This is a genomic window from Streptomyces sp. NBC_00239 (genome assembly GCF_036194065.1).
GTDB lineage: Bacteria > Actinomycetota > Actinomycetes > Streptomycetales > Streptomycetaceae > Streptomyces.
The window spans coordinates 7,535,036-7,559,111 of the sequence record NZ_CP108095.1; the positions used below are offsets into that span (position 1 = coordinate 7,535,036).

General features: G+C 73.7%; 26 protein-coding genes. 12 read left to right on the plus strand and 14 right to left on the minus strand.

The window, feature by feature from the left end:
- Nucleotides 1-54: 54 nt before the first annotated feature.
- The 4 genes from OG764_RS33365 to OG764_RS33380 form a co-directional block, all read right to left on the minus strand.
- On the minus strand, nucleotides 55-1,236 hold the full coding sequence (locus OG764_RS33365; protein ID WP_328972056.1) for an MAB_1171c family putative transporter: 1,182 nt from the start codon (nucleotides 1,234-1,236) through the stop codon (nucleotides 55-57).
- Entirely contained in the window at nucleotides 1,233-1,787 is a 555-nt protein-coding gene (locus OG764_RS33370; protein WP_328972057.1) for a hypothetical protein, read from the minus strand. Before OG764_RS33370 ends, OG764_RS33365 begins: the two co-directional genes overlap by 4 nt.
- 96 nt (nucleotides 1,788-1,883) lie before the next feature.
- Nucleotides 1,884-2,372 (minus strand): hypothetical protein, encoded by a 489-nt coding sequence (locus OG764_RS33375; protein WP_328972058.1) that lies wholly within the window; start codon nucleotides 2,370-2,372, stop codon nucleotides 1,884-1,886.
- A gap of 84 nt (nucleotides 2,373-2,456) precedes the next feature.
- Nucleotides 2,457-2,933: a MarR family winged helix-turn-helix transcriptional regulator gene (locus OG764_RS33380; RefSeq protein ID WP_328972059.1), complete on the minus strand. Its 477-nt coding sequence runs from the start codon at nucleotides 2,931-2,933 to the stop codon at nucleotides 2,457-2,459.
- A gap of 160 nt (nucleotides 2,934-3,093) precedes the next feature.
- On the opposite strand from OG764_RS33380, the gene OG764_RS33385 reads away from it, so the two are divergent.
- Both OG764_RS33385 and OG764_RS33390 read left to right on the plus strand, forming a co-directional pair.
- The gene (locus tag OG764_RS33385; protein ID WP_328972060.1) at nucleotides 3,094-3,969 is read left to right on the plus strand and encodes an SDR family NAD(P)-dependent oxidoreductase; all 876 of its coding nucleotides are present in this window, start codon (nucleotides 3,094-3,096) and stop codon (nucleotides 3,967-3,969) included.
- Nucleotides 3,970-4,197: 228 nt separating this feature from the next.
- Nucleotides 4,198-4,947, plus strand: coding sequence for an NPP1 family protein (locus OG764_RS33390; RefSeq protein ID WP_443056260.1), 750 nt, complete (start codon nucleotides 4,198-4,200; stop codon nucleotides 4,945-4,947).
- 155 nt (nucleotides 4,948-5,102) lie between these two features.
- Here the strand turns inward: OG764_RS33390 and OG764_RS33395 are convergent, their stop codons facing one another.
- From OG764_RS33395 to OG764_RS33405, 3 genes are read right to left on the minus strand one after another with little or no spacing between them, the layout of a single operon-like run.
- Entirely contained in the window at nucleotides 5,103-5,888 is a 786-nt protein-coding gene (locus OG764_RS33395) for a hypothetical protein (protein ID WP_328972062.1), read from the minus strand.
- Nucleotides 5,888-7,162, minus strand: coding sequence for a VWA domain-containing protein (locus tag OG764_RS33400; RefSeq protein WP_328972063.1), 1,275 nt, complete (start codon nucleotides 7,160-7,162; stop codon nucleotides 5,888-5,890). Before OG764_RS33400 ends, OG764_RS33395 begins: the two co-directional genes overlap by 1 nt.
- 59 nt (nucleotides 7,163-7,221) lie before the next feature.
- The gene (locus OG764_RS33405) at nucleotides 7,222-8,343 is read right to left on the minus strand and encodes a DUF5937 family protein (protein ID WP_328972064.1); all 1,122 of its coding nucleotides are present in this window, start codon (nucleotides 8,341-8,343) and stop codon (nucleotides 7,222-7,224) included.
- A 164-nt stretch (nucleotides 8,344-8,507) separates the two neighbouring features.
- Here OG764_RS33405 and OG764_RS33410 point away from each other — a divergent pair, with 164 nt between their 5' ends.
- Both OG764_RS33410 and OG764_RS33415 read left to right on the plus strand, forming a co-directional pair.
- On the plus strand, nucleotides 8,508-8,717 hold the full coding sequence (locus OG764_RS33410) for a hypothetical protein (RefSeq protein ID WP_328972065.1): 210 nt from the start codon (nucleotides 8,508-8,510) through the stop codon (nucleotides 8,715-8,717).
- A 168-nt stretch (nucleotides 8,718-8,885) separates the two neighbouring features.
- A complete protein-coding gene (locus OG764_RS33415; protein WP_328972066.1) occupies nucleotides 8,886-9,932 on the plus strand; it encodes a PHP domain-containing protein in 1,047 nt (348 codons plus the stop codon).
- Here the strand turns inward: OG764_RS33415 and OG764_RS33420 are convergent.
- Both OG764_RS33420 and OG764_RS33425 read right to left on the minus strand, forming a co-directional pair.
- Entirely contained in the window at nucleotides 9,920-10,135 is a 216-nt protein-coding gene (locus OG764_RS33420) for a hypothetical protein (protein ID WP_328972067.1), read from the minus strand. The genes OG764_RS33415 and OG764_RS33420 overlap by 13 nt on opposite strands.
- A 202-nt stretch (nucleotides 10,136-10,337) precedes the next feature.
- Nucleotides 10,338-11,309, minus strand: a complete 972-nt coding sequence (locus tag OG764_RS33425; RefSeq protein ID WP_328972068.1) for an SMP-30/gluconolactonase/LRE family protein — start codon at nucleotides 11,307-11,309, stop codon at nucleotides 10,338-10,340.
- Nucleotides 11,310-11,517: 208 nt separating this feature from the next.
- Here OG764_RS33425 and OG764_RS33430 point away from each other — a divergent pair, with 208 nt between their 5' ends.
- Both OG764_RS33430 and OG764_RS33435 read left to right on the plus strand, forming a co-directional pair.
- Nucleotides 11,518-12,918 carry an NADP-dependent succinic semialdehyde dehydrogenase gene (locus tag OG764_RS33430; RefSeq protein ID WP_328972069.1) on the plus strand — a complete coding sequence of 467 codons (1,401 nt, stop codon included), beginning with the start codon at nucleotides 11,518-11,520 and terminating at the stop codon, nucleotides 12,916-12,918.
- 205 nt (nucleotides 12,919-13,123) lie between these two features.
- A complete protein-coding gene (locus tag OG764_RS33435) occupies nucleotides 13,124-13,516 on the plus strand; it encodes a VOC family protein (protein ID WP_328972070.1) in 393 nt (130 codons plus the stop codon).
- Between the two features lie 40 nt (nucleotides 13,517-13,556).
- On the opposite strand, the gene OG764_RS33440 is transcribed toward OG764_RS33435, so the two are convergent.
- Complete coding sequence (locus OG764_RS33440) at nucleotides 13,557-14,444, minus strand: TIGR03619 family F420-dependent LLM class oxidoreductase (RefSeq protein WP_328972071.1); 888 nt, start codon at nucleotides 14,442-14,444, stop codon at nucleotides 13,557-13,559.
- A 557-nt stretch (nucleotides 14,445-15,001) separates the two neighbouring features.
- Between OG764_RS33440 and OG764_RS33445 the strand changes: the two genes are divergently transcribed.
- Both OG764_RS33445 and OG764_RS33450 read left to right on the plus strand, forming a co-directional pair.
- Nucleotides 15,002-15,832, plus strand: coding sequence for a PP2C family protein-serine/threonine phosphatase (locus OG764_RS33445; RefSeq protein ID WP_328972072.1), 831 nt, complete (start codon nucleotides 15,002-15,004; stop codon nucleotides 15,830-15,832).
- A gap of 45 nt (nucleotides 15,833-15,877) precedes the next feature.
- A complete protein-coding gene (locus OG764_RS33450; protein ID WP_328972073.1) occupies nucleotides 15,878-16,831 on the plus strand; it encodes an MASE1 domain-containing protein in 954 nt (317 codons plus the stop codon).
- A 215-nt stretch (nucleotides 16,832-17,046) separates the two neighbouring features.
- Here the strand turns inward: OG764_RS33450 and OG764_RS33455 are convergent, their stop codons facing one another.
- Nucleotides 17,047-17,967, minus strand: a complete 921-nt coding sequence (locus OG764_RS33455) for an ABC transporter substrate-binding protein (protein WP_328972074.1) — start codon at nucleotides 17,965-17,967, stop codon at nucleotides 17,047-17,049.
- 165 nt (nucleotides 17,968-18,132) lie between these two features.
- On the opposite strand from OG764_RS33455, the gene OG764_RS33460 reads away from it, so the two are divergent.
- Nucleotides 18,133-19,116: a GlxA family transcriptional regulator gene (locus OG764_RS33460; RefSeq protein WP_328972075.1), complete on the plus strand. Its 984-nt coding sequence runs from the start codon at nucleotides 18,133-18,135 to the stop codon at nucleotides 19,114-19,116.
- 143 nt (nucleotides 19,117-19,259) lie between these two features.
- Entirely contained in the window at nucleotides 19,260-19,955 is a 696-nt protein-coding gene (locus OG764_RS33465) for an isochorismatase family protein (RefSeq protein WP_443056261.1), read from the plus strand.
- Nucleotides 19,956-20,000: 45 nt separating this feature from the next.
- Here the strand turns inward: OG764_RS33465 and OG764_RS33470 are convergent, their stop codons facing one another.
- Nucleotides 20,001-20,987, minus strand: coding sequence for a GlxA family transcriptional regulator (locus tag OG764_RS33470; RefSeq protein ID WP_328972077.1), 987 nt, complete (start codon nucleotides 20,985-20,987; stop codon nucleotides 20,001-20,003).
- Between the two features lie 52 nt (nucleotides 20,988-21,039).
- Here OG764_RS33470 and OG764_RS33475 point away from each other — a divergent pair, with 52 nt between their 5' ends.
- Nucleotides 21,040-21,450: a cupin domain-containing protein gene (locus OG764_RS33475; protein ID WP_328972078.1), complete on the plus strand. Its 411-nt coding sequence runs from the start codon at nucleotides 21,040-21,042 to the stop codon at nucleotides 21,448-21,450.
- A 359-nt stretch (nucleotides 21,451-21,809) separates the two neighbouring features.
- Here OG764_RS33475 and OG764_RS33480 read toward each other — a convergent pair whose 3' ends face one another.
- Complete coding sequence (locus tag OG764_RS33480; protein WP_328972079.1) at nucleotides 21,810-22,022, minus strand: hypothetical protein; 213 nt, start codon at nucleotides 22,020-22,022, stop codon at nucleotides 21,810-21,812.
- A 145-nt stretch (nucleotides 22,023-22,167) separates the two neighbouring features.
- Nucleotides 22,168-22,719 (minus strand): TetR/AcrR family transcriptional regulator, encoded by a 552-nt coding sequence (locus OG764_RS33485; protein ID WP_328973259.1) that lies wholly within the window; start codon nucleotides 22,717-22,719, stop codon nucleotides 22,168-22,170.
- A 289-nt stretch (nucleotides 22,720-23,008) separates the two neighbouring features.
- Between OG764_RS33485 and OG764_RS33490 the strand changes: the two genes are divergently transcribed.
- Nucleotides 23,009-24,052 (plus strand): aldo/keto reductase, encoded by a 1,044-nt coding sequence (locus OG764_RS33490; protein WP_328972080.1) that lies wholly within the window; start codon nucleotides 23,009-23,011, stop codon nucleotides 24,050-24,052.
- Nucleotides 24,053-24,076: the final 24 nt, after the last annotated feature.

Sequence of the window (24,076 nt, forward strand, 5' to 3'; positions counted from 1 at the left end):
CCATGAACACGGCGCCGGTCTCCAGGACTTCGGTCCCGGAGACCGGCGCCGTCGTCATCCGGCCGCGACGACGACGGTGTCCGCGCGCTCGCGCAGGACGGCGACGGCTGCCTCCGCCGCGGCCGACCGGACGGCTGCCGCGACCTTCCGCAGCCACTCGGCGTCGGTGTCCAGGTCGCCGCCTTCGCGCACCATGGCCCGTTCGGGGAACCGGGGCCGCTCCCCGGCGCGTTCGGCCCGCGCCGCGTACAGCAGGACGGCCGCCTCGGCCGTTGCGTCCCGTTCGAGACCGCCGAGCCCCGAGTCCGCGAGGGCGCACCGTACGGCGTCGAGGTGCTCCTGCGAGACATGGCCGGACAGCGCGAGGGCGCTGTCGCGGATCTCGATCACACAGCGGTAGCGGACCATCTCGACGTCCTTGTGCAAGCCCGCGGGCAGCGGAAGGACCACCTCTGGCGTCGACTCCGTGAGGAGCCGCCACAGCGGACGGACGGCCTTCACCTGCCTGCGCAGCCGGGCCCGCGTCGCGCATCCCGCGAGGAACGGCCAGCTCGCACTGGCCACGAGCAGCAGCAGGGTGCACGCGAGGAGGACCTGCGTGGTGACGACCACCCCGGGTGCACCGGTCAGGCTCCGCCCCGCGAGCGCCGCCACCAGGTGGGCGAGCCGGTGGACGACGTACAGCAGCCCGAAGGAGCTTGCCAGTCCCAGCAGTTGCATAGCGGTCCGGGTCGGGCCGGGCGCGGCGTGCCGCCCGTACCGCCGGCACAGGCGGATCGCGCTGAGCACCCCGTACAGGATGTAGCCGAGGAAGATCATCCAGTACGCGGTGATCATCGGTGACCGGGTCACGGTCACCAAGTCGGTCTCCCCGTCCGGGAGCGGGCTCGCGGCGAAGGTGGCGATCAGCCCGGCCTCCGCCAGCCCCAGCAGGATCCAGCGCAGCCGGGAGAGCCGGTGGCCCCGCGCCCCGGTCGCCTCGCGGATGAACTCGAAGAGCGCGCCCATCGCGCACAGCGACAGCATGTGGACCGGCAGGTTCGTGAAGCTCGGGACCGCCACGGCCGCGTCGACGACCCGGCGGACCGCGGGCACGCCGATGGTGAACGCGACGGCCCAGATCGCCCACATCAGCCACATGAGGCGGTCCTGCCGCGGCGCCGAACGCAGCCCCGGCGCCTTCCAGCACACGAACAGCCACAGGGGTGGGACGACGACGAGATCGAAAATCCTCAACGGGGCCTCAGGGTGGTGCGTCGGGACAAGGCGCCGATCACCCGGTGCAGGGTGTCGGCCGTTTCGGGGGGAGCCGAGGCCGCGGCGGCGGGCGCGACGTTGAAGTGCTGCCACATCACGGAGGCGAGCAGCTCGGCCTCCTGCTCCTGCCGCGTCGTGGCCTTCGTCCGGGTGCGTCCCAGCAGCCGGGCGGCCATGGCCGGGTCCAGGTCGGGGAAGAGCTGCGCGAGCATCTCCGGCTCGGGGGCGGTGGGTTCACGGTGGTCGAGCAGGATGTGCGCCAGTTCGTGCAGGACGATGTGCGTCTGGTGCGGACGGCTCGTCACCACGTTGTAGTAGACGTGGTCGGAGGTGCCGAACGACACCCACATTCCGCACACTCCGGCGCCGGCGGGCATGGCGGCGGGCATCGGGAGCAGGTGCAGCGGCCGGCCGCGCTCCGCGGCGATCGCCGAGCAGAGCTCTTCGACCTCGAAGGGGTGGGAGAGGGTGAAACGCCCGATCAGGGATTCGTACTGCGTCCTCAGCCCACGCCAGTCACGGCGGTCCATGCGCCCCGAGTTCCCTCTCGACGGTCATCCGACCGCGGGGCCCCGCACGGCCGCCCACGATCTCCAGCGCCAGACTTTACACAGGGAAGGCACAGGTCAGACGGTCGGTGGCGGGGCAGAAGCGGTCCGGGCCCGCTCGATGACGGAGCGCACCGCCTCGATGCCCTGCGTGGACATCGTCGCCACCGCGGCCGCCCGCAGCGCCACCGAACGCACGTCGTTGGCGCGCATCGCGGCGATCAGCGCGAGCTGTGCCGACACCCGGGCCTCGACCTCGTCGTCGATGAAGTAGGCGAGCGGGACGCCGAAGAAGTCGCCCAGTACGCGCAGCGTTCCCACCGTCGGGTTGGGTGCTTTGCCCTTGGCCAGGGCCCACAGCCGGCCGACGGACAGCTTCGCGTCGTTGGGGCCCGCGGCCTCCTTGATGCCGTCGACCACTTCCTGGAGCGTGAAGCGACGGCCCAGCGGCTGCACGTACGTGAAGAGGTACTCGATCCGCCGGCCGAGCAGTTCTGCCTCCGGGGAGGGCTCGTCCTCGCCGGACGCGGCCTTGCTCTCGGGCGGGTCCGAACCCTCTTGGATCATGCCTGTTCCCCCTCGTGCGGTTGGCACGACTCTATCCGCCGGGCCGCGGCCGGGCACCTGGCGGGTCGGTCCGCCTTCGGCGCCCTACGCGCCCGTTTCGTCCAGGGCGCCCTTGGCGGCCTTGAGCTTGCGCCACACCGCGCCGAGGACCTCCAGGTCCCGTTCGTCGAGGAGGTCGGTGAAGACCGGAGCGAGGGCCGCGCGCCGGGTGGCGTCCGCCTCGGCGAAGACCGTGCGCCCCTGCTCCGTGAGGGCGACCTCCACCGACCGGGCGTCGCGGGCCGAGGGCGTACGGGCCACCAGGCCGCGGGCCTGGAGGGCGTCCACGACGCGGGAGACCTGGCTGCGGCTGAGCAGGGTGCTGTTGCCGAGTACGGAAGCGGGCACCGGCTCGGGGCTGGATGCCAGCCACAGCATGACCTCGAACCAGGAGACGGGAAGGTCGTGGGCCTTCACCAGTGCCCTGTCGACCCGGTCGGTGAGCACGGTGCCGGCCCAGACCAGCCCGTAGAAGGCGTGGTCGGCCGCCGGCATCTCGGATTCGGTGAGCTTCTTCGGCATGGCGCCAGTCTAGGGGTTGCGTGCACGCACACATAAATTTATAGTGTGTGTGCACGCACATAAATCACGCTCCGTGAAAAGCCCCGTGAGCAGCCCGTTCACAGATCCGCGAGCGGTTCCGTGAACGGCTCTGCGAACAGCCCCCTGAAAGGCGCCCGCCATGTCCGTCCTGTCCGGCACCCCCGCCACCTCCGACTCCACCACCCGTACCGTCCTGATCACCGGCACCTCCTCCGGCATCGGCCTGGCGGCCGCCATCGCCGCGGCCCGGGCCGGCTGGCGCACGGTCGCCACCCTGCGTGACACCGGCCGGGCAGACGCCCTGCGCAAGGCCGCCGCAGAGGCGGGCGTCGAGCTCGACCTCCGGCAGCTCGACGTCGTCGACGAGAGCTCCGTCGCCGCCGCCGTGGCCGGCGTCATCGCCGACTACGGCCGACTGGACGCCGTCGTGAACAACGCCGGCGCCGGGCACGTCGGCACCCTCGAACTCGAAACCGTCGCCGACGTCCGCGAGGTCATGGAGGTCAACTTCTTCGGCGTCCTCAACGTCTCCAAGGCCGCGCTCCCGCACCTGCGCGCCACCGGCGGCCGCCTGATCACCGTCACCAGCGTCGGCGGTGTCATCGGCCAGCCCTTCAACGAGGCCTACTGCGCCGCGAAGTTCGCCGTCGAGGGCTACATGGAGAGCCTGGCCCCCGTCGCGGGCGCCGTCGGCGTGAGCGTGTCCGTCATCGAACCGGGCGCCGTCGCCACGGAGTTCGTCAACAACATCGGGCTCGACATCGAAGGCCGGATAGCCGGGGCCGGCCCGTACGCGGATGCGCTGCGCAACTACCTCGACCGCACCGTCGGCCAGTTCCTCAACGGCGCCCAGACCCCGGCCGGCGCGGCCGAGGCCGTCATGGAGGCGCTGACCGCCGACCGCCCCGCGTTCCGCCTCCAGACCTCGGACTGGGCCCGCGGGTTCACCGGGACCAAGCTCGCCGACCAGGACGGCTCGGCGGTGCTCGGCATGACCGGCGCCTGGGTGGCCTGACCCCGCCGGGACCCGTGCCGGTCGACTGCCGGCCGGTCCCCGTTCGACTCCCGTTCCACCAGGGGCTGTTCGGCGCGCTCGCCGTGAGGAAGAGCGCGTCCGGACCCCTTGCCGTGCCGCGCCGGTTCGCGAATGATGCTCCGGGCGCGTCGGTCTTCAGCGGTCGCGATTCGCCCGCCACCCCTCGAACCGACCGCCCGGGAGCCCCCTTTGCGGACGAACCGTCACATCCGGAGATCGGCCGTCGTCGTCGCCACCACCCTCGCGGTGGTGCTCGGCGTGTCCCAGACGGCCTTCGCTGCGCCGCCGCCCGCCCTGCCCGGCCAGGCCGAGGCCATCGAGCTGACCTTCCAGCCGGCCTTCGACTACGACACCGACGGCTGCTACCCGGTACCCGCCATCGGCCCGGGCGGCGAGCTGAACGGCGGCCTCAAGCCCACCGGCGCCCTCAACGGCAACTGCCGGGACGCCTCCGACCTCGACAACACCAACAGCTACTCCCGCGCCAAGTGCAACAACGGCTGGTGCGCCGTGATCTACGGGCTGTACTTCGAGAAGGACCAGGCCCTCGCCGGGATATCGCTGGGCGGCCACCGCCACGACTGGGAACACGTGGTCGTGTGGATCCAGAACAACGAGGCCAAGTACGTGGCGACCTCCGCGCACGGCGACTTCAACATCCACACGCGCGACCGGATCCGCTGGGACGGCACCCACGCCAAGGTCGTCTACCACAAGGACGGTGCGAGCACGCACTGCTTCCGCGCGGCGAACAGCAACGACGAGCCGGCGGAGAACCACCGCCACACCTGGCAGTTCCCCACCCTCGTCGGATGGTCGGGCTACCCCGCGGGCCTGCGGGACAAGCTCAGCCAGGCCGACTTCGGCAGCGCCCACTTCGGCCTGAAGGACGGCGCGTTCGCCTCCCACCTCGCGGAGGCCAAGCCGGCGGGCATCCCCTTCGACCCGTACCTGTAACACCCCGCAAGGCCTCCGGAAGACCTCGGGCGAACCGCCGGCAGACGCCCGGCAAACCTCCGGAAGCTCCGGAACGCCGATGGCCGGCACCAGGGGGTGCCGGCCATCGGGTCGGTGGGGGAGCGCCGGGGCGCAACCGCGTTCCGGCCGCCCCGTCAGACGCCCGTGGGGCGCGCCGGGCGGCCCGTGCCGCGCGTGAGGCAGTAGCCCCCGATGCCCGCCAGTGCGCCGAGCACCCCGCCCGCCGCGGTCCAGAGCCAGCGGTCCGACCACCGTCCGCCTGACCAGCCGCCGTCCGGCTCCAGCGCCGCCGAACCGCCGCCCGCCTGCGCGGTGGTGGCGCCCGGGACGAGCGGAGCCCCGAGCGCGCCGTCCACCGCGTAGGCGCCGCCGTGCTCCGACACGTCGGTGCGCACCTGCGCCCGCACCGGCTGTCCGAGGTCCTCCTGGGCGAGGTCGACGACCGTCAGGCGGATGTAGTACGTGCCCGGCAGCGGGTCGTTCGACCAGGCCTCGGCCCCGGCCCGGACCGCGCGCAGCGTGCAGGACAGGGTGACCGAGGCGGCGTCCGCGGCCGCGGAGGCGGTCTGGGTGCCGTAGGTGCACGCCTGGCGGCGGCGCAGCCCGTCGTACACGTCGACCTGCCAGGTCGAGGCGCGGTGCCGGGAGGCCGCGGGCGGCAGCGTGACCGTCGCCCGGACGGTGGCCCGCTGCCCGGTGTCCAGGGGCACCGCCCAGTAGAGGTAGTCGCCGGTGGACGCCTCCGCGGTGGCCTCCTGGCCCACCGCGACCCGGGCGGCCGTACGGAAGGACGTGCCCGCCTCGGTGGGTCCGTCGGCGCTCTGGCTCGGCGTCGGGGACGCGGCCGCCGCGGCGCCCGCGAGCCCGAGCAGGCCCGCGCCGGCCAGCAGGGCGGTGGTCAGCGTGCGTACGGTACGCATCAGTTGGTCCTCCAGACCGAGATACGCCAGCGGGAGATCCAGCCCCAGAGCAGGCCGGCCACCAGGCCGGTCAGGACCAGGAGGCCGAGCAGCCACCAGCCGCGGCCCAGGCCGAAGGAGGCCACGTCGGACGCCCCGTCCGGGCCTTCCACCACGTCGATGGTCAGCTCCACCGGCATGCCGGGGGTGGTCTTGACCGACGCGGGCGCGGAGAAGGAGTTGGCGACCTGGAGGCAGACCGTCTCCGGCGCCGTCTCGGCATCCCCTTCGGCGTCGTCGAGTTCGGCCTTCGGGTAGCGCAGCCCGGACGAGATCAGGTCGGTGCGTCCGAAGCCCGCCTCGGAGCCGCGTACGATCTCCCGCCCGCTCAGCGTCGTCGCGCGCAGCAGTACGCCGTAGTCGTTGTGGACGGCGCGGTCCGCGCCGATGCTGACCGAAGCGCGCAGTTCCTGGCCGGGCTTGACGTCGACCCGGTACCAGCGGTGCTCGCCGAACGTCTCCCGGTCGCTGTACAGGCCGGCCCCGAGCTTGGGTGCCTCCCGGCACTCCGCGGCGCCCTTGGTGTCCACCGGCGTGACCACCGGCGTGGCCGCGCGGTCCACCAACTGGCGCACCCTTCCGGACAGCTCGTCGGTGTGCCGGACGGAGCTGTAGGTGCCGCCGGTGGCCTCGGCGATGCAGATCAACTGGTCGCGGGTCTTGGCGTCGGGGACCAGACCCAGCGTGTCGATGACCAGGTGGATGCCCTGCGCCGCGATGTCGCGGGCCACTTCGCACGGGTCGAGCGGGGCGCAGGTGTCCTCGCCGTCCGTGATGAGCACGATCCGGCGGGTGGCGTCACCGCCCTTGAGGTCCTCGGCGGCGCCCAGCAGGGCCGGCCCGATGGGCGTCCAGCCGGTGGGGGCGAGGGTCGCGACGGCGGTCTTCGCCTCCAGCCGGTCGAGCGGCCCGACGGGGTAGAGCTGCCGGGTGTCCTTGCAGCCGCGCTTGCGGTCGTTGCCGGGGTAGTCGGCGCCGAGGGTCCGGATGCCGAGCCGGACCTCCTCCGGTACGGCGTCGAGCACCTCGTTGAACGCCTGCTTCGCCGCCGACATCCGGGACTTGCCGTCGATGTCGGTCGCGCGCATCGAGCCGCTGACGTCCAGCACCAGCTCGACCTTCGGGGGTTCCTTGGCCACGGGCTCCCCGGCGGAGGCCTGGGCCGGGAACAGCCCGACGGTCAAAGCGGCGAGCAGGCCGCACGCCCCGGCCGCCACCCATTTTCTTGTGATCATCGCCGGATCGTATTGACGATCGTCCGCCAATCCAAAACGCCGGGACCACCGCCGGGCGGTCAGCGCAGGATGCCCTCGATGAAATCGGACCCGATGCGCGCCACCCGGGTCAGGTCCAACCGGTGGTGTACGTACCGCCCCTGGCGCCGGGTGCTCAGCAGGCCCGCCTTGCGCAGCACCGTCAGGTGCCGGGACACCTCCGGCGCGGTGATCCCGTACACGGAGGCCAGCTCGGTCGTCGTGAACGCGGAGCGGGCGAGCGACCGGCACAGCTGCATGCGCATCGGGTGGGCGAGCGCCTCCATCCGGCGCTGCAACAGTTCCACCGAGCCGGGCTCGCGGGCGAGTTCGGGGGAGGAGAGCGGGTAGTGCACCACCGGCCGCCAGCCGGGCGCGTGCAGCACCAGCAGGTGCGGCCAGCCGAAGTGGGTGGGTACGAAGACCAGTCCGGTGCCGACGGCCGGATCGGTGGCCGTGGCCGACCCGCTGACCATCTTGTCGACGGCGATCACCGTCTGGGCCTCGTCCACGCCGAGCGCCGCCGACACCTCCTTGAGGGTCGCGGGAAGCCCCTTGTGGCGCAGCAGTTGCGTCTTGTGGCGGGCGTCGGCGGTCTGCTGCGGCTCGACCCGCCGCCAGGTCTCGGCGAAGAACGCCTCGTCGCAGTCCTCGGCCAGCCGGCGCAGCCAGCGCCGTACGGCGGCCGGTTCCTCGAGGAGCCGGGTGGCGAAGGCGAGTTGGCGCGGCCCGCGGGCGGCGGCCGTCTCCAGCGCGAGGGCCCGGGCCCCCGCGTCCACCAGCGGCGACGGGGAGCCCTCGTCGTAGAAACCCAGCCGGCAGTGGTCCAGGGCGGAAGCGGCGAAGCGCTCGTCGTCCATCCGGTCCAGTACGTCGAGCTCCTCGGCGAGGGTCGCGCCGGGTACGCCGCTCCCGCCGGGCACCCCGGCGAACGCCATGAAGACGTCCGAGAACGTGCCGCTCCACATGAAGTCGGCCTCCAGCAGCCGGTCCGCCAGACACGGATCGAGGGCGGCGGACGTCGCGGCCGTCCAGGAGGCCAGACCGGGGTGGTGCGAGGGCTGCGACAGCGCGTGCAGGGCCATGCACAGCTCGGCGAGCGGGGAGGGGGCGAAGGTGATCCGCTCGTGCGGCAGCCCGGCGATGTCGATGGTCACGCTCATGCCGCCATCCTCCACGACAGCCGGCCGGCCGGGTCGCCCGGGGCCGTGGTCCGCGCGCCGCCCGCCCGGCCTCCCGAGCCCCGTCCGCACGCCCCTGACCTGGACGATTGACGCTCGGCGTCAATCGTCGCGCGACGCCCGCGGACCGGGTCCACAGTGGATGCATGAGCGCGATCGAGCAGTACCTCATCGACACGTACCGGGCCTCGCAGCACCAGCAGCCGATGCCCCCGCCACCCGGCCGCGACGACGTCGCCGTGCTGCGGGCGGTCCGCACCTACGGCAGGTTCCTGGCCGTCCTCGACGGCCGCCCCGCCGCCCGCCACCCGTGGCGCACCGCTGTCCGCCGCATCCTGCCGCCGCCCGGCGCGTAGGCCGGCCGCGGCGCCAGGCCCTGTCGTCAAAGGAGACCGGCCCGCGAAGCCCGGCACCTTCCGGCCTCGGGTGCGCCGGACGCCTGATCGGCTCCACTGTGACGACAGGGCCCGGGACCCGTGGCGGCCTCGGGTGCGGGGAGCGGGGCCGCGGGCCATGCTGGAGCCATGGACCCGGTCGCAGCGCTCAGCCGGATCGCGTTCCTCCTGGAACGCGCCCAGGCCCCCACGTACCGGGTACGGGCCTTCCGCGCGGCCGCCGAACAGGTCGCCGCGATGCCGCCGGGCGAACCGGCCCGGAGGGCCGCGGACGGGACGCTGGAGTCGGTCCGCGGCATCGGGCCGAAGACCGCGGGCGTGATCGCGCAGGCGCTGGACGGGCAGATCCCCGACTACCTCCAGAAGCTTGAGGAGGAGGCCGACGTCCCGCTGGAAGCCGGCGCGCTGGGCGCGGCACTGCGGGCGGCCCTGCGGGGCGACTGCCACCTGCACTCCGAGTGGTCCGACGGCGGCGCCACCATCGAGGACATGGGGCGGGCGGCGGCCGGACTGGGCCACGAGTGGGCCGCGCTGACGGACCACTCGCCGAGGCTCACCGTCGCCCGCGGCCTGTCGCCCGAGCGGCTGCGCGAGCAACTGGACGTGGTCGCCGAACTCAACACGCAGTGGGCGCCGTTCCGGCTGCTGACCGGCATCGAGTGCGACATCCTGGACGACGGCTCGCTGGACCAGGACCCGGCACTGCTGGAGCGCCTCGACGTGGTCGTGGTGTCCGTGCACTCCAAACTGCGGATGGAGCGGCGGGCGATGACCCGGCGGATGGTCGCCGCCGTGCGCGATCCGCACGCCGACGTCCTGGGCCACTGCACCGGCCGCCTGGTCACCGGCAAGACCCGCCCGGAGTCGGAATTCGACGCCGCGGAGGTCTTCGAAGCGTGCGCCGAGTCCGGCACCGCCGTGGAGATCAACAGCCGTCCGGAGCGCCTTGACCCGCCCCGCCGCCTGTTGCGCGAGGCGGTGGCCGCGGGCGTGCTCTTCGCGATCGACACCGACGCCCACGCGCCGGGCCAGCTGGCCTGGCAGATCAATGGCTGCGCCCGGGCCGAGGAGTGCGGGGTCACGGCAGACCGTGTCGTCAACACCTGGCCCGCGGACCGGCTGCTCGCCTGGACGCACCGCACGGCCGCGGGCGCGGGCCCCGATCAGGGGCGGTAGCTGTTCCCGCCGTTGAGCGGGGTGTTGTGGACGGCGAGCGAGGAGTACTCGGCGCGGGAGCGGGCGGCCCGCATGGTGTGCTCCTGCTCGATCAGGTGGCCGTCCACGCCGTCGGGCCGGCTCCGGCGGCGCCTCAGCAGGGTCACCGCCATCCACACGGCGGCAGTGCCCATGAGGGCGAGAAGGATCCCGACTTCGACCATGATGTGCTCCCCCAAGTCACAGCGGACCGCGATTCTAACCGAAACGGGTCCGGAAGGTACGGCGGTACGGTCCTGACCGTAGGCAGCGCGGCCCTGACCGTACGGCAGCGCGGCCCTGACCGTACGGCAGCGCGGCCCTGACCGTACGGCAGCGCGGTCCGGTGGCGAGGCGCCGGACCGCGCTGCCCGTAGGACTTCGGTGTTACGCCGTCCGGAGCGGGACGCTCACCACCGTGGACGAGGTCTTCGGGTCGCTCCAGTCGGCGTCGAAGCGGGCGTTCACCACGTAGAGCCGTCCGCCGTGGACGGCCGCCGTGGTGGGCTCGTCGAAGCGGGTGTCGGCGATCTGCCGGACGAATTCCGCCCGGCTGCCGTCCGGGCTGATCCGGAACACCTCGACGACGTACTTCCAGTTGCGCACGACGTACAGGGTGCGGCCGTGCACGACCAAGCCGTCACCGAACCCGACCGCTCCGCCGTCCAGCACGGTACGGGTGGCCGCGCCGGTGCGCGGGTCCACCCTGAACAGCGCCTCCGCATGGTCGGACACGACCAGCAGGGCGCGGCCGTCCGGCGTCCGCGCGATCCCGTTCGCCCCCCAGAACTCGCCGCCCGGCGGGGTGGGCGCCCACGCGCCCGACAGGGGCAGGGCGGTGACCTCGGCGGACTGCGCCTCGCGGCCGTGCCGCAGGGACAGCCGGTAGAGGACGTCGTTGAAGGAGTCGGTGAACCAGGCGGCGCCGCAGCCGACCACCACGTCGTTGACGAAGGCCGTGCCGGTCACCGCCTGGTGGGTGGCGAGCACCCGGCCGGTCCGGGGGTCGACCACGCGGAGCTGGCCGCTGCCGCCGCCGGCGACCAGCAGCCGGCCGTACGGGTCGGTCTTCAGGCCCACCGAGATCGGCCCGGTGCCCCGGGTGATCACCTCTCCGCGGCCGGTGGCCGGGTCGAAGCAGTAGATAGACCCGTCGATGATCGAGCCGGTGTACGCGAGGCCGTCGCGGCCGATGGCTATCCCTTCGGGCTGGAAGCCGGGCGGGGTGGCGATCTCGGTGGGCCGGGCGCCGGCGGCGTGCGCCGTGCCGGTGAGCGTGCCCAGCGGGCCGAGGAGCGTGCCGGCGCCGACGGCCGCGGCGGCACCGAGGAAGCGGCGGCGGGACAGGGGAAGTGCCACGGGAGGGGATGTCCTTCCGACGGTGGATCAGGGACCGTGCGCATGACGGGGACACTTCAGCACACGACGGTGGCGGACACTTGCATTCCGCGGAGAACCAGACATTCCGCCGATAACTGGCTGAGGTGCCTCCGGATGCGCGGTCGCGTTGCGCCGCCGCGCTCCCCGGGCGAGGGTCGATGCGACCGACCCCGAGCAGGAGGCGTCCATGGCCATCGCGACGGTGAACCCGACGACCGGCGAGACACTGCGCACCTTCGACGAGCTGGGCCCCGCCGGCATCGAGCAGTGCCTCGCCGAGGCCCACACGGCCTTCGGGACGTACCGCACCACCGGCTTCGCCGAGCGGGCCCGGCTCCTGGAGCGGGCCGCCGACCTCCTGGAGGACGAGACGGAGGACATCGCCCGCACCATGACCACCGAGATGGGCAAGCCGCTGGCGGCGGCCCGCGCGGAGGCGGCGAAGTGCGTGAAGGCGATGCGCTGGTACGCCGCGCACGCCGAGTCCCTGCTCGCCGAGGAGCGCCCGTCCGACGCCGACGCGGCCGACTCGGGTGCCGCGTCGGTGCGGACGTACTACCGGCCGCTCGGCGTGGTCCTCGCCGTGATGCCGTGGAACTTCCCCCTCTGGCAGGTCGTGCGCTTCGCCGCGCCGGCCCTCATGGCGGGCAACACGGGCCTCCTCAAGCACGCCTCGAACGTCCCCCAGACGGCCCTCTACCTCGGTGACCTCTTCCACCGGGCCGGCTTCCCGCGCGGCTGCTTCCAGACGCTGCTCATCGGCTCCGGCGCCGTCGAGGGGGTGCTGCGCGACCCCAGGGTGGCGGCGGCGACCCTGACCGGCAGCGAGCCCGCGGGCCGCGCGGTCGCGTCCGTGGCGGGCGACGAGGTCAAGAAGACCGTGCTGGAACTGGGCGGCAGCGACCCCTTCCTCGTGCTGCCCTCGGCCGATGTCGCCCGCGCCGCGAAGACCGCCGTCACGGCTCGCGTGCAGAACAACGGGCAGTCCTGCATCGCCGCCAAGCGCTTCATCGTGCACACCGACGTGTACGACGAGTTCGCCGAGCTGTTCACGGCCGCGATGGCGGCGCTCACGGTCGGCGACCCGATGGCGGACGGCACCGACGTGGGACCGCTCGCCACCGAACAGGGCCGGACCGACGTGGCGGACCTGGTCGACGACGCCGTACGGCACGGCGCCGACGTGCTGTGCGGGGGCCGGCGGCCGCCGGGTCTGGAGCAGGGCTGGTTCTACGAGCCCACCGTGCTCGCGGGCATCACCCCCGCCATGCGGATCGACCTGGAGGAGACCTTCGGACCGGTCGCCTCGCTGTACCGGGTCGGCAGTCTCGACGAAGCCGTCGAACGCGCCAACCACACGCCGTTCGGGCTGAGTTCCAACGTCTGGACGCGCGACGAGCAGGACATCGCCCGGTGCGTCCGCGACCTCCAGGCGGGCGGGGTCTTCTTCAACGGCATGACCGCCTCGCACCCCGCGTTCCCGTTCGGCGGAGTGAAGCGCTCGGGCTACGGCCGGGAGCTGTCGGGGCACGGCATCCGCGAGTTCTGCAACATCACGACGGTGTGGCACGCCGCCGACCCGTCCTGACGGCCCGACGCGTCAGCGGCTCGACGGCCCGACGGGGCATCGGACCAATGGACCCAAGCCGTGACAGCCGCTTTCGGTCGCGTCCCGACCGAATCCGGCCTGATACGGGGCACAGCATGCCGGAACACCCGCACGGCGGAGGGAGGATCACAGGGCAGGACCACCGACTGGGAACAGCCAGGAAGAGCAGGAAGAGGTGACCGGCGTGGCCGTCGAGCTGAACCACACCATCGTGTCCGCCCGCGACAAGCACCGCTCCGCGGAGTTCGTCGGCAGACTCCTCGGGATCGAACCCAGCCCGGAATTCGGGCCCTTCGTCCCGCTGACCCTCGCCAACGGTGCCACCCTCGACTACGCCAACGCGCCCGACGGCGCGCAGATCACCGTCCAGCACTACGCCTTCCTCGTCAGCGAGGCGGACTTCGACGAGATCTTCGGCCGCATCCAGGCGGCCGGCCTGCCCATCTGGGCCGATCCGTACGGGACCCGGCCGGGCGAGATCAACCACAACGACGGCGGCCGCGGGGTCTACTTCCGGGACCCCGACGGCCACATCCTGGAGATATTCACCCGGCCGTACGGCAGCGGCTCCGCGTAACCGGCGGGGCGGGCGGGGCGGGTGCGGGCGGGGGGCAGGGTCAGCCCGCCTGCACCCGCTCCAGCACCTTCATCCCCAGGGCCAGCGCCTCGTCGGGTTCGCCCACGCACTGCTGGAAGTCGACGAAGCAGCACTCCGCCCCGCTCTCCCGGACCCCGGCCAGCACCGCCGCGATGTCGTCGGCCGACGCGCCGGGCCGCGGGTTGTGGCGGATGTCGCGGCGCAGCAGGCCCGGGTCGCGCCCGGCCCCGTCGGCGGCCCGGCGCGCGATGTCCCACAGCCCCGCCTGCGCCTCCGGCGGCATCACCACACCGGCCCAGCCGTCCGCGCGCCGCCCGATCCGGGCCATCGCCGCCGGGCTGAAACCACCCAGCAGCACCGGCGGCCCGGACGGGCGGACCGGGCGCAGGCCGACGTACGACCGCGGGATCGTCCACTGCGGGCCCTCGTGGCCGAACACCTCGTCGGTCCAGAAGCCGTGCAGGATGTCGAGGATCTCCTCCAGCAGCGCCCCGCGGCGGCCGAAGTCGGCGTTCACCGCGGTGTATTCGTCCCGCAGCCACCCGATCCCGAGCCCCGCGACGAGCCGGCCACCGCTGACCTGGTCGAGGGAGGTGAGCGTACGGGCGAGCAACAGGGGCGGATACCAGGGGGCGTTGAGGGTGCTCGTGCCCAGCCGCACCCGGCGGGTCGCGCCGGCGGCGACCGTCAGGACCGTGAGCGGGTCGAGGAAGGTGCGGTACTCCGGCGGGTACGGGTTCTCGGCGGTGTACCCGGGATAGATGTCGCTGGGGGCGACCGGCGTCAGGGAACGGTCCCCGGCCCAGAGGGAGTCGAAGCCGGCCTCTTCCGCTTCGCGCGCGAACGCGGCGATCCGCTCCGGGCGGGCGTGAGTTCCGTACTGCGGCAGCGCTATACCTATGTCCATCCCCCCAGTCTGCGACGCCCACCCCCCTTCCCCACCAGGTCTCCAACGGCGCGCCGCCCATCCGCCCGGCGGGAGCGCCTTTCATCGTTGGCAGCAACCTCCAGCCTCCCCGGCTGCCCGAGGGGCAAAGTCAGCCTCGCCGGCGTTTGAGGCGCGGGTCCGGGCGGAGCCCGGTGCCCGGCGCCAGCCGGGTTGTCTTGGGGCTCCGCCCCAAACCCCGCGCCTCAAACGCCGGCGAGGCTGGATGTTGTGCCCCAGGGCACGAGCGAGGCTGGGGGTTGTGCCCCAGGGCACGAGCGAGGCTGGATGTTGTGCCCCAGGGCGTCGGCGAGGCACGCGGTTGCCATCGGGGGACCGGCGAGGCTGGGGGCTGCCCGGCAGGGCGTTGTGCCTCGGCGCCGGCGGCGTTGGAGGTCGCGGCGCGGGGCGTTGCAGCCGTGGCGCGGCGGTAACGCAGGGTGATCGGGCGCGTGCCCGGGCGGCGCCGCAGGGCGGTGGCCGGCGGACGGAAATACCATGGGGACGGCGGGGGAGCCGGACGCACATCGGAGCGGCTCATGACCTCGCGTCGTCCCCCGCGCTCGGCGAGCGCCGACGACCTGCTGGCCACGCTCGGCCGGCTCACCGCCCAGGCACGGGAGGGCGCGGAACTCCAGCGGGCGCGCGTGGAGCTGGCCGAGGCGCTCCAGCGCGAGATGCTGCCGGCCACCCTGCCCGAGGTACCGGGCCTGCGCACCGCCGCCCGCTACATGCCGGCCCGGGAGGGCCTCGACATCGGCGGCGACTGGTTCGACGGCTTCCTGCTGCCCGAGGGCGCGCTCGGTTTCTCCATCGGCGACGTCCAGGGCCACGACGTCGAGGCCGCGGCCTTCATGGGGCAGATCCGGATCGGGCTGCGGGCGGTGGCCGCGGCCGCGGACGACCCGGGAGAGGTCCTCAGCCGGGCCAACGACCTCCTCCTGTCCATCGACTGGAACCTCTTCGCGACCTGCACCTTCCTCCGTTTCGACCCGGAGACCTGGGAGCTCGAAAGCGCCCGCGCCGGCCACGTGCCCGCCGTCTGGGCGACCGTCGACGGCCGGTACGGCATCGTGGAGGACGACGGCGGGCTCCCCCTCGGCATGCTGCCCGGCGGCGGCTACCCGGTGACCCGCCGCACCCTCCGCGAGGCGGGCGCCTGGGTCCTCCTCACGGACGGCGTGGTCGAGGGGCCCGCGTTCCCGATAGAGGTGGGGCTGGCCCAGGTGGCCCGCGTGGTCCGCGAGGGCGCCGGCGCCGAGCCCGAGGAGCTGGCCGCCGAGGTGATGAAGGTCGCCGACGCCACCGGCCACGCGGACGACGCCGCGGTCCTCGTCCTGCGCCACGACGCGGCGGCGCCCGCGCCGTAGCGCGTGTCACGCCGGGATCCGCGGCCGCCGCCGGTGTCTCATACGGTGGTGCGCACCGAGCGATGGCGAGGCCCCGCCACATCCCTGCTGTGGATCCTCGCCGTCGCGTTCGCCTACGGTGCGACCGGGCTCCTGGGCCTGCTCCAACGGGTCGAGGTCGCGGGCGCCGCCGTCACCCCGCTGTGGCTGCCCACCGGGATCGCGCTCGCCGCGCTGCTCACGCTGGGGCTGCGGATCTGGCCGGGGATCGCACTGGGCGCGGGCTTCGTCATCCACACGCTCAGCGCGTTCGAAGCCGTCGACTTCGCCATCGTCGCGGGCAACACCCTCGCGCCGATCGCCGCGTACGCGCTGCTGCGCCGGGCGGGTTTCCGCAACGAACTGGACCGGCTGCGGGACGGACTGGCGCTTGTCTTCCTGGGCGGCCTGCTGCCGATGCTGGTCAGCGCGACCGTCGGCACCTGGGTGCTCGTCCTCACCGACAACCTGCCCGCCGCCCGGAGCTGGCCGGTGTGGTGGGCCTGGTGGGCCGGCGACGCGATGGGAGTCCTGGTCGGCACGCCCCTGCTGCTCGTCCTGCGCAGGATCGGTCCGGTCCGCGACCCCTACCGGGCGGTGGAGGCGGCCGCACTCGTGGCCAGCGTCGTCCTGGTCACGCTGCTCGCCACCCGCAGCCCGCTGTCCGTGCTCTTCCTGGTCTTCCCGCTGCTGATCTGGGCCGCCGTGCGCTTCCAGCTCGCGGGCGCCGCGCCGTGCGTACTGATCGTGTCCGTGCTGTCGATCTCGGCGGCCATCGACCACGCCGGCCCGTTCGCCCGCCACACGCTCGCCGAAGTGATGGTCAACCTCCAGGCGCTCAACGGCTCCGCCGCGCTGACCGCGCTGCTGCTGTCAGCCCTGGTCACCGAGCAGAACAACGTCCGCCGGAAGATCGAACGGGCCTGCGAGGAGCTGGCCGAACTCGTCGCCCGCCTGCCCCGAGGCCGCTCCCCGGACTGACCGGGCGTACGGGCCGCCGCCGGTCGTACGGGGACGACCGTACGGGCCGGTCGGGCCGACCCGTACGACCCGTACAACCCGTACAACCCGTACGGGCCGACCCTTGCGTGCGAGCCGTACAACCCGTACGGCCCGACCCTCGCGTGCGACCCGTAGCACCCGTACGACCCGCAGCACGCCTACAACCCGTACGGCCGGTCAATCCGACGTACGGGTCACTCCGGGGGATCCGCGGGCTCGGTGCTCCCGGGGGCGGGCCGCTTGGAGCCGAGGAGTTCCAGGGCCTCGGCGACCCGGCCGAAGAAGGCCGTGCACGCCGCCTCGCTGCACGGGATCTCGGGGTTCCACGGCTCGACGGCCGCGCGGTCCGTGAGCGTGCGCCAGGCCGACACCCGCGCCAGATCGTGCGGCTGGACGGCGCTGCCCCGACAGTCGGCCAGCACGAGGTCCGCCCCCAGTGAGGCGGCCCGCTCCGCGTCGGCCGTCAGCCAGTTGACGCCGCCGCCCGCCGGCGGCTCGATCAGGTCCACCCCGAGCCGCGCCAGCCGGTGCAGGTCGGGCCAGGTGCCCGGACGCGCCAGGTGCACCGTGTCCGGACCGGCCGCGGACAGCGCCAGCACCCGCAGCCGTCCGGGGCCCGTCCCGGCCGCCGCCCGCACCGCCGACTCGGCGGTCGCGAGATCCGCGCCCGGTACGGGCACCTGCGCGCCGAGCGAACCGGCCAGCTCCGCGAACCGCGCGAGGACCGAACCGAGCGGCTGAGCGCCGTCCACCGCCAGAGCCACCAGCGGCACCCCCAGCCGCCCCGCGACGGCCTCCGGGAGCGCGTACGGCCGCTCGCCGTCGTACGTGACGTCCACGACCAGATCCGGCCGGGCGTCCCGCAGGGCGGCCTCGTCGAGGACGTCGCCCGCCCCCGCGTAGCGGACGGGGACGGCGGCGAGACCGCCCGCCTTGGCCGGGTCCAGCTCCGCCCCGTCGTGCCCCGACCCGTAGACCGCGACCGGCCGTACCCCCAGATCCCACAGCGCGGCCCCGGCCCGTACGTACGCCGCGATACGCAACGGACGGCTGCCCGCTGCCGCCGTCACGCCCCTGTCGTCGGTGAACCGCCATGCTGCTCCGTCGAACGCCACGAAGACCCGCCCCCTCGCCCCGGCCGCACCCCTGCCCGGACCCTGTCCGGATTCCTGCCCCCACCTTGAAACCCGGCCACGGGCGGCGCAAGAGCGCCCGCCCGTGGCCGGATCTGACAGAAAGCCGTCATTGCGGTCATCGGCGGCGCGGATGACCATGGACGCATGCCTGCTCCCCGCCGTGTCGTCATCGCGGTCTTCGCCGATGTCGACCTCCTCGATGTCACCGGCCCCGCCGAGGTGTTCGCGCTGGCCAACCGCGAGACCGCCGGCCGCGCGGGCTACGAGGTGCAGCTGGCGGGACCGGCCCGCGGGCCGGTCACCACCTCGGCGGGGGTGCGGCTGATCGCCGACCTGTCCTTCGCCGAGGTCGGTGGAGTACTGGACACGCTGCTCGTGCCCGGCGCCGTCGACCCGGGACCCGGCGGTCCGGTGGCCCGGATCGACCGGGAGGTCGTGGACTGGGTGCGGGCGATCGCGCCCGAGGCCCGCCGGGTGGCGTCGGTGTGCGTGGGCGCGCACCTGCTGGCCGCCGCCGGGCTGCTCGACGGGAGGACGGCGACCACGCACTGGTCGACCGCCGCGCAGCTGGCGGCCGACCACCCCGAGGTGACGGTGGACCCGGACCCGATCTTCCTGCGCTCCGGGAACGTCTGGACCGGGGCCGGGATCAGCGCCTGCATGGATCTCGCGCTGGCGCTGGTGGCCGAGGACCTGGGCGAGGAGGTCGCTCTCGCGGTCGCCCGGCAGCTGGTGATGTACCTCAAGCGCCAGGGCGGGCAGAGCCAGTTCTCGGTCCCGCTGAGCCGGCCCCCGGCCTCCCGCAGGGACATCGACGACCTGCGGATGTTCATCGCCGAACACCTTGACGGCGACCTGTCCGCGGCGGCCCTGGCGGTACGGATGCACCTGAGCGAACGTCACTTCGCCCGGGTGTTCCGCCAGGAGACCGGCACCAGCCCCGCCTCGTACGTGGAGGCGGTCCGGGTGGAGGCGGCCCGGCGTCTCCTGGAGGGCACCGACCAACCCCTCGACGGGGTCGCGGCCGCGTGCGGGTTCGGCTCCGTCGAAACCCTGCACCGGGCGCTGCGCAAGCAGATCGGCACCTCCCCGGCGGCCTACCGCCGTCGCTTCCGCACCACCGGCTGACTCCCGGCCGGCCCTTCCGACGAGCACCGGGCGCCCGAGCGCCCCGGCGCGGCTTCGCCGTGCCCTCGTCCCGTCATCCCGTCACCCCGCCATTCCGTCACCCCGCCATTCCGCCATCCCGTCATCTCTTCGAAAAGGACACTCTGATGACCGCTTCCGCCACTGCTCCGACCGCCGCGACGGCCCCGACCGCTCCCACGGCCCCGACCGCTCCCACGGCCACGACCGCCGCGGCGTCCCCGACCCTGCGTGACGTGTCCGGTTTCGACGACCGGCTGCCCCGGCTCGCCGACGCCACCCTCATCATGATCGACTTCCAGAACACCTACCGCACCGGCGTCATGGCCCTCGAAGGCGCCGAGGAGGCCGTCGCGGCCGGCGCCCGCCTGCTGGCCGCCGCCCGCGCCGCCGGCACCCCGGTGGTCCACGTCGTCAACGACGGCGGCGAGAGCACCCCGTACGACATTCGCGCCGAGATCGGTTCCATCAGCCCCGAGGTCGCGCCGCGCGACGGGGAGCCCGTCGTCGTCAAGCAGGTCCCGAACGCGTTCCACGAGACCGGACTGGAGAAGACCCTGCGCGCTCTCGGGGCCGGCAGCGAACTCGTCCTCGCCGGCTTCATGACCCACATGTGCGTCACGTTCACCGCCGAAGGCGCCTTCCTCCGGGGCTACCGGCCCACCGTCGTCGCCGAGGCCACCGCCACCCGCCCGCTGGCCGCGCCCGACGGTTCCGTACTCCCCGCGGCCGCGCTCCAGGCGGCGGCCCTCACCACCATCGGCGACCTGTTCGGCCTGATCGCCCCCACCACGGCACACCTCATCAGCGCCGTCTCCTGACCGCCGTCTCCTGAACCGCCGCCTCCTGCCCGGTCCGGGAGGGCGTCACGCGAACCGGCTTCGGTACTGCCGGGGGCTGAGGCCGGTCTCGCGGCGCATCAGGGCACGGAGGTTGGCGGTGGTGCCGAGCCCGCTGCGGCGCGCGACCACCTCCAGGCGGGACTCGCCGCGCTCGATCAACCGGCAGGCCAGGGAGACCCGTTCGCCGGTGAGCCAGGCCAGCGGCGTGGTGCCCAGCTGGGCCCGGAAGCGGCGGTGCAGCGTGGCCGGGCTGACCGCCGCACGCGCCGCGAGGTCGGACACCGACAGCGGCGCGTCCAGCCGCTCCTGGACCCAGGCCAGCAGCGGTGCGAGGGACTCGTCCGGCAGGTCCGGCAGCGGCCGTTCCACGAACTGCCGCTGTCCGCCGTCCCGGTGCGCCGCGAAGACCAGCCGCCGGCTCACCGCGTTGGCGACCTCCGCGCCGAAGTCGCGGCGGACCACGTGCAGTCCGAGATCGAGCGCGGCCGCACTCCCCGCGGCGGTCAGGATGTCGCCGTCGTCCACGAACAGCACGTCCGATTCGAGGCGGACGGCGGGGAACCGGGTCCGGAACGACTCCGCCCACTGCCAGTGCGCGGTGGCCCGGCGCCCGTCGAGGACCCCGGCCTCGGCCAACGTGAAGGCACCGCTGCAGAACCCGAGGAGCCGCGCACCGCGCGCGTGCGCCCGCCGGACGGCGTCGAGCACGGCCGGGCGGCGCGGCACTTCGGTGTCGGGCCGGTTCGGGACGATCAGCGTGTCCGCCGCCTCGGCCGCCGCCAGGTCCGCGACGCCGGTGAGGGTGAAGAAACCGTCCCGCATCAGGGTGCGCGGCTCCGGCGAGCACAGCCGGAAGTCGTAGAGGGTGCGGCCGATCTCGGGTCGGCGCAGGCCGAAGATCTCGGTCGCGCAGCCGAGTTCGAACGGGTTGGAGTTCTCGTCGACGATGACGACGACCCGGTGCGGTCCGGCATCGGCGGTACCGCCGGCACGCGAGGATTCTTGCGACATGTGCGATTCATAGCACTCACGCCGGCCCCGCACCACGGCGAAGGATGAGGTCATGAGCAACGAACCCATCGCCCTCGACGAGGCCCTGGCCTCCTTCGACGTCCTGTGGAGCCCCCGTATCGTCACGCGGGTCAACGACTACGACGTCCGCATCGCCAAGGTCCGGGGCGAGCACGTCTGGCACGCCCACGACGACACCGACGAGTTCTTCCTCGTGCTCGACGGCGAACTGCGCATCGCGCTGCGCGGACCCGCGGGGGAGCGTACGGTCGTCCTCCCCAAGGGGGCCGTCTTCACCGTCCCCCGTGGCACGGAGCACCGGCCGTACGCTCCGTCCGGCGCGGCGATCCTGATGGTGGAGCCGGGTGGAACGCCGACGGTGGGCGACCGCCACGACGCCGTCCCCGCCCACGTCGACGCCACAACGGGCCACCCCCTCACCCCTCGCCTCGCCGGCGCTTGAGGCGAACCGCGGCCTGAGCGGGCCGTATCCAGCCCCTCCGCGCGGCCTGAGCGGGCCATTCACCTTGGGGCGCCCCCCGCCTCGCCGGTGCCCGGGGCGCAACTTCCAGCCTTGCCGGTGCCCTGGGGCGCAACTTCCAGCCTCGCCGGCGTTTGAGGCGCGGGGTTTGGGGCGGAGCCCCAAGGCAACCCGGCTCCGCCGGGCACCGGGCTCCGCCCGGACCCGCGCCTCAAACGCCGGCGAGGCTGGAGGTTGTCCCGCGGGCAGCCGGCGAGGCTGGAGGTTGTCTGTCGGGCAGCCGGCGAGGGCTGACGCCGGCGGCCCCGGCCCCGCCGGCGGCAACACGGCCGGCGCGCGCGTCAGGCGCCGCTGTCGCCGAGGACGGTACCGGCGTAGGCGAGGTCGCCGATGTGGACCGCGCGCCCGGTCAACGGCAGGAGCGCGTTCAGGGGGCAGCGCCCCGCGTGCTCGTGGTCGACCTCCCACTCGCCGACCGGCTCCGCGTCATGGCTGGTGCGTACGGTGAACAGGCGGCACGAGCACCCCTGGCACAGCAGCTGAGGTCCTTTCATGCCCGCCACCCCCCGACGGGGCAACGCGTCGACGGGTCCGTTTCCTGTGGTGAGGTTCTGGTGCGCACACAGATGATCATGTGTGGCCAAACGATTTTTCACCGCAGTAGGCACGCCCGGCGCGCCACAGCATCCCCCATTGGCCTCAGGAGCCCGCCGCGGCGATGTACGCGCCCGCCCGCGCGGCCGCCGCGGCCGCCGCCGCCGCGCGGGCGGCCGCGGCGTCGTCGAGGGGGGCGGCCGTGGTCAGCAGCCGGTAGTAGAGGGGGGCGGAGACGGCGCGGATCACCTCCTGTGCGTCGGTGCCCTCGGGCAGCTCGCCGCGCGCGACGGCTTCCCGTACGCAGGGCGCCCACTCCTCGACCCGCGTCCGGTAGAAGCCGTGCAGGGCGTCGGCGGTCCGCGGGTCGGTGGCGGCGGCCGCGATCACGGCCTTGAAGAGCGAGCCCTGGCGCGGGTCGGCCAGCGTGCGGCACACCAGGTCCGCGTTGGCCCGCAGGTCCGCGTCGAGTGAGCCGGTGTCGGCGCGGGGAAGGGACTCCTCGGCCATCTGCGTCAGCAGGTCGGCGACCAGGCCGGCCGGAGTGCCCCAGCGCCGGTAGACGGTCGTCTTGCCGACCTCCGCACGCCGGGCGACCTCCGCGAGGTCCAGCCCGTCGAGCCCCGACTCCGTGAGCAGGTCGCCGGCGGTCCGCAGGACGGCCGCACGGACCCGAGCCGTCCGCCCGCCCGGCCGCCTGGCCCCCGGCCCGTTGCTGCCCTCCGAGGCTTCCGGAGCTTCCGGAGCCTGCGCCGCGTCCCGGGCCTCCCGGGCCTGCGCCGCCGACGGAGCCGCCGCCGCCCCCGGCCCCGGGCCCGCCGACGCGTCGTCCGTGCCACCCATCATCGTCATAACGGGACCCCAGTTCCATTAATCGCTCGCCGTTGCTACAGTGGCGTCATCTTAACGGGATCGCAGTACCGTTTGATCTGTCTGGGGGCACATCATGGAGTACAGGAAACTCGGCACGTCCGACCTCGCCGTCCCGGCGCTCAGCTTCGGCGCCGGCACCTTCGGCGGCAGCGGCCCGCTCTTCGGCGCCTGGGGGACGACCGATGCCCGCGAGGCGCGCCGCCTGGTGGACATCGCCGTCGACGCCGGCATCACCCTCTTCGACACCGCGGACGTCTACTCGGAAGGGGCCTCGGAGACCGTCCTCGGCGAGGCCGTCAAGGGACGGCGGGACCGGATCCTGCTCTCCACCAAGGCCGGCCTGCCGCTCGGCGACGGGCCCGGCGAGGCGGGCACGTCCGGCCCCCGCCTGGTCAAGGCCGTCGAGGACGCGCTGCGCCGGCTCGGCACCGACTACATCGACCTCTTCCAGCTGCACGCCTTCGACGCCGCCGCACCCGTCGAGGAGGTGCTCGCCGCCCTCGACCGGCTCGTCGCCGCCGGCAAGGTCCGCCACGTAGGCGTCTCCAACTTCGCCGGCTGGCAGCTGATGAAATCCCTCTCCGCCGCCGACCGGCACGGTTACCCGCGCTACGTCGCCCACCAGGTCTACTACTCCCTCGTCGGACGGGACTACGAGTGGGAGCTGATGCCGCTCGCCCGTGACCAGGGCGTCGGCGCCCTGGTCTGGAGCCCGCTGGGCTGGGGCCGCCTGACCGGCCGGATCCGCCGGGGCAGCCCGCTGCCCGCCGGCAGCCGCCTGCACGCGACCGCCGACTACGGACCGCCGGTCGACGACGAGCAGCTCTACGACGTGGTCGACGCGCTCGACGGGATCGCCGCGGAGACCGGCCGGACCGTCCCCCAGATCGCGCTCAACTGGCTGCTCCAGCGCCCCACGGTCGCCTCCGTGATCATCGGCGCGCGCAACGAGGAGCAGCTCCGCCAGAACATCGGCGCCGTGGGCTGGAACCTGACCCCCGACCAGGTGTCCCGCCTGGACGCGGCCAGCCACCGGCCCGCCCCCTACCCGTACTTCCCGTACGAGCGCCAGGAGGCCTTCGCCCGCCTCAACCCCCCGATGATCGCCCCCCGCTGACAGCCCACCGGTGATCGCCGCCCG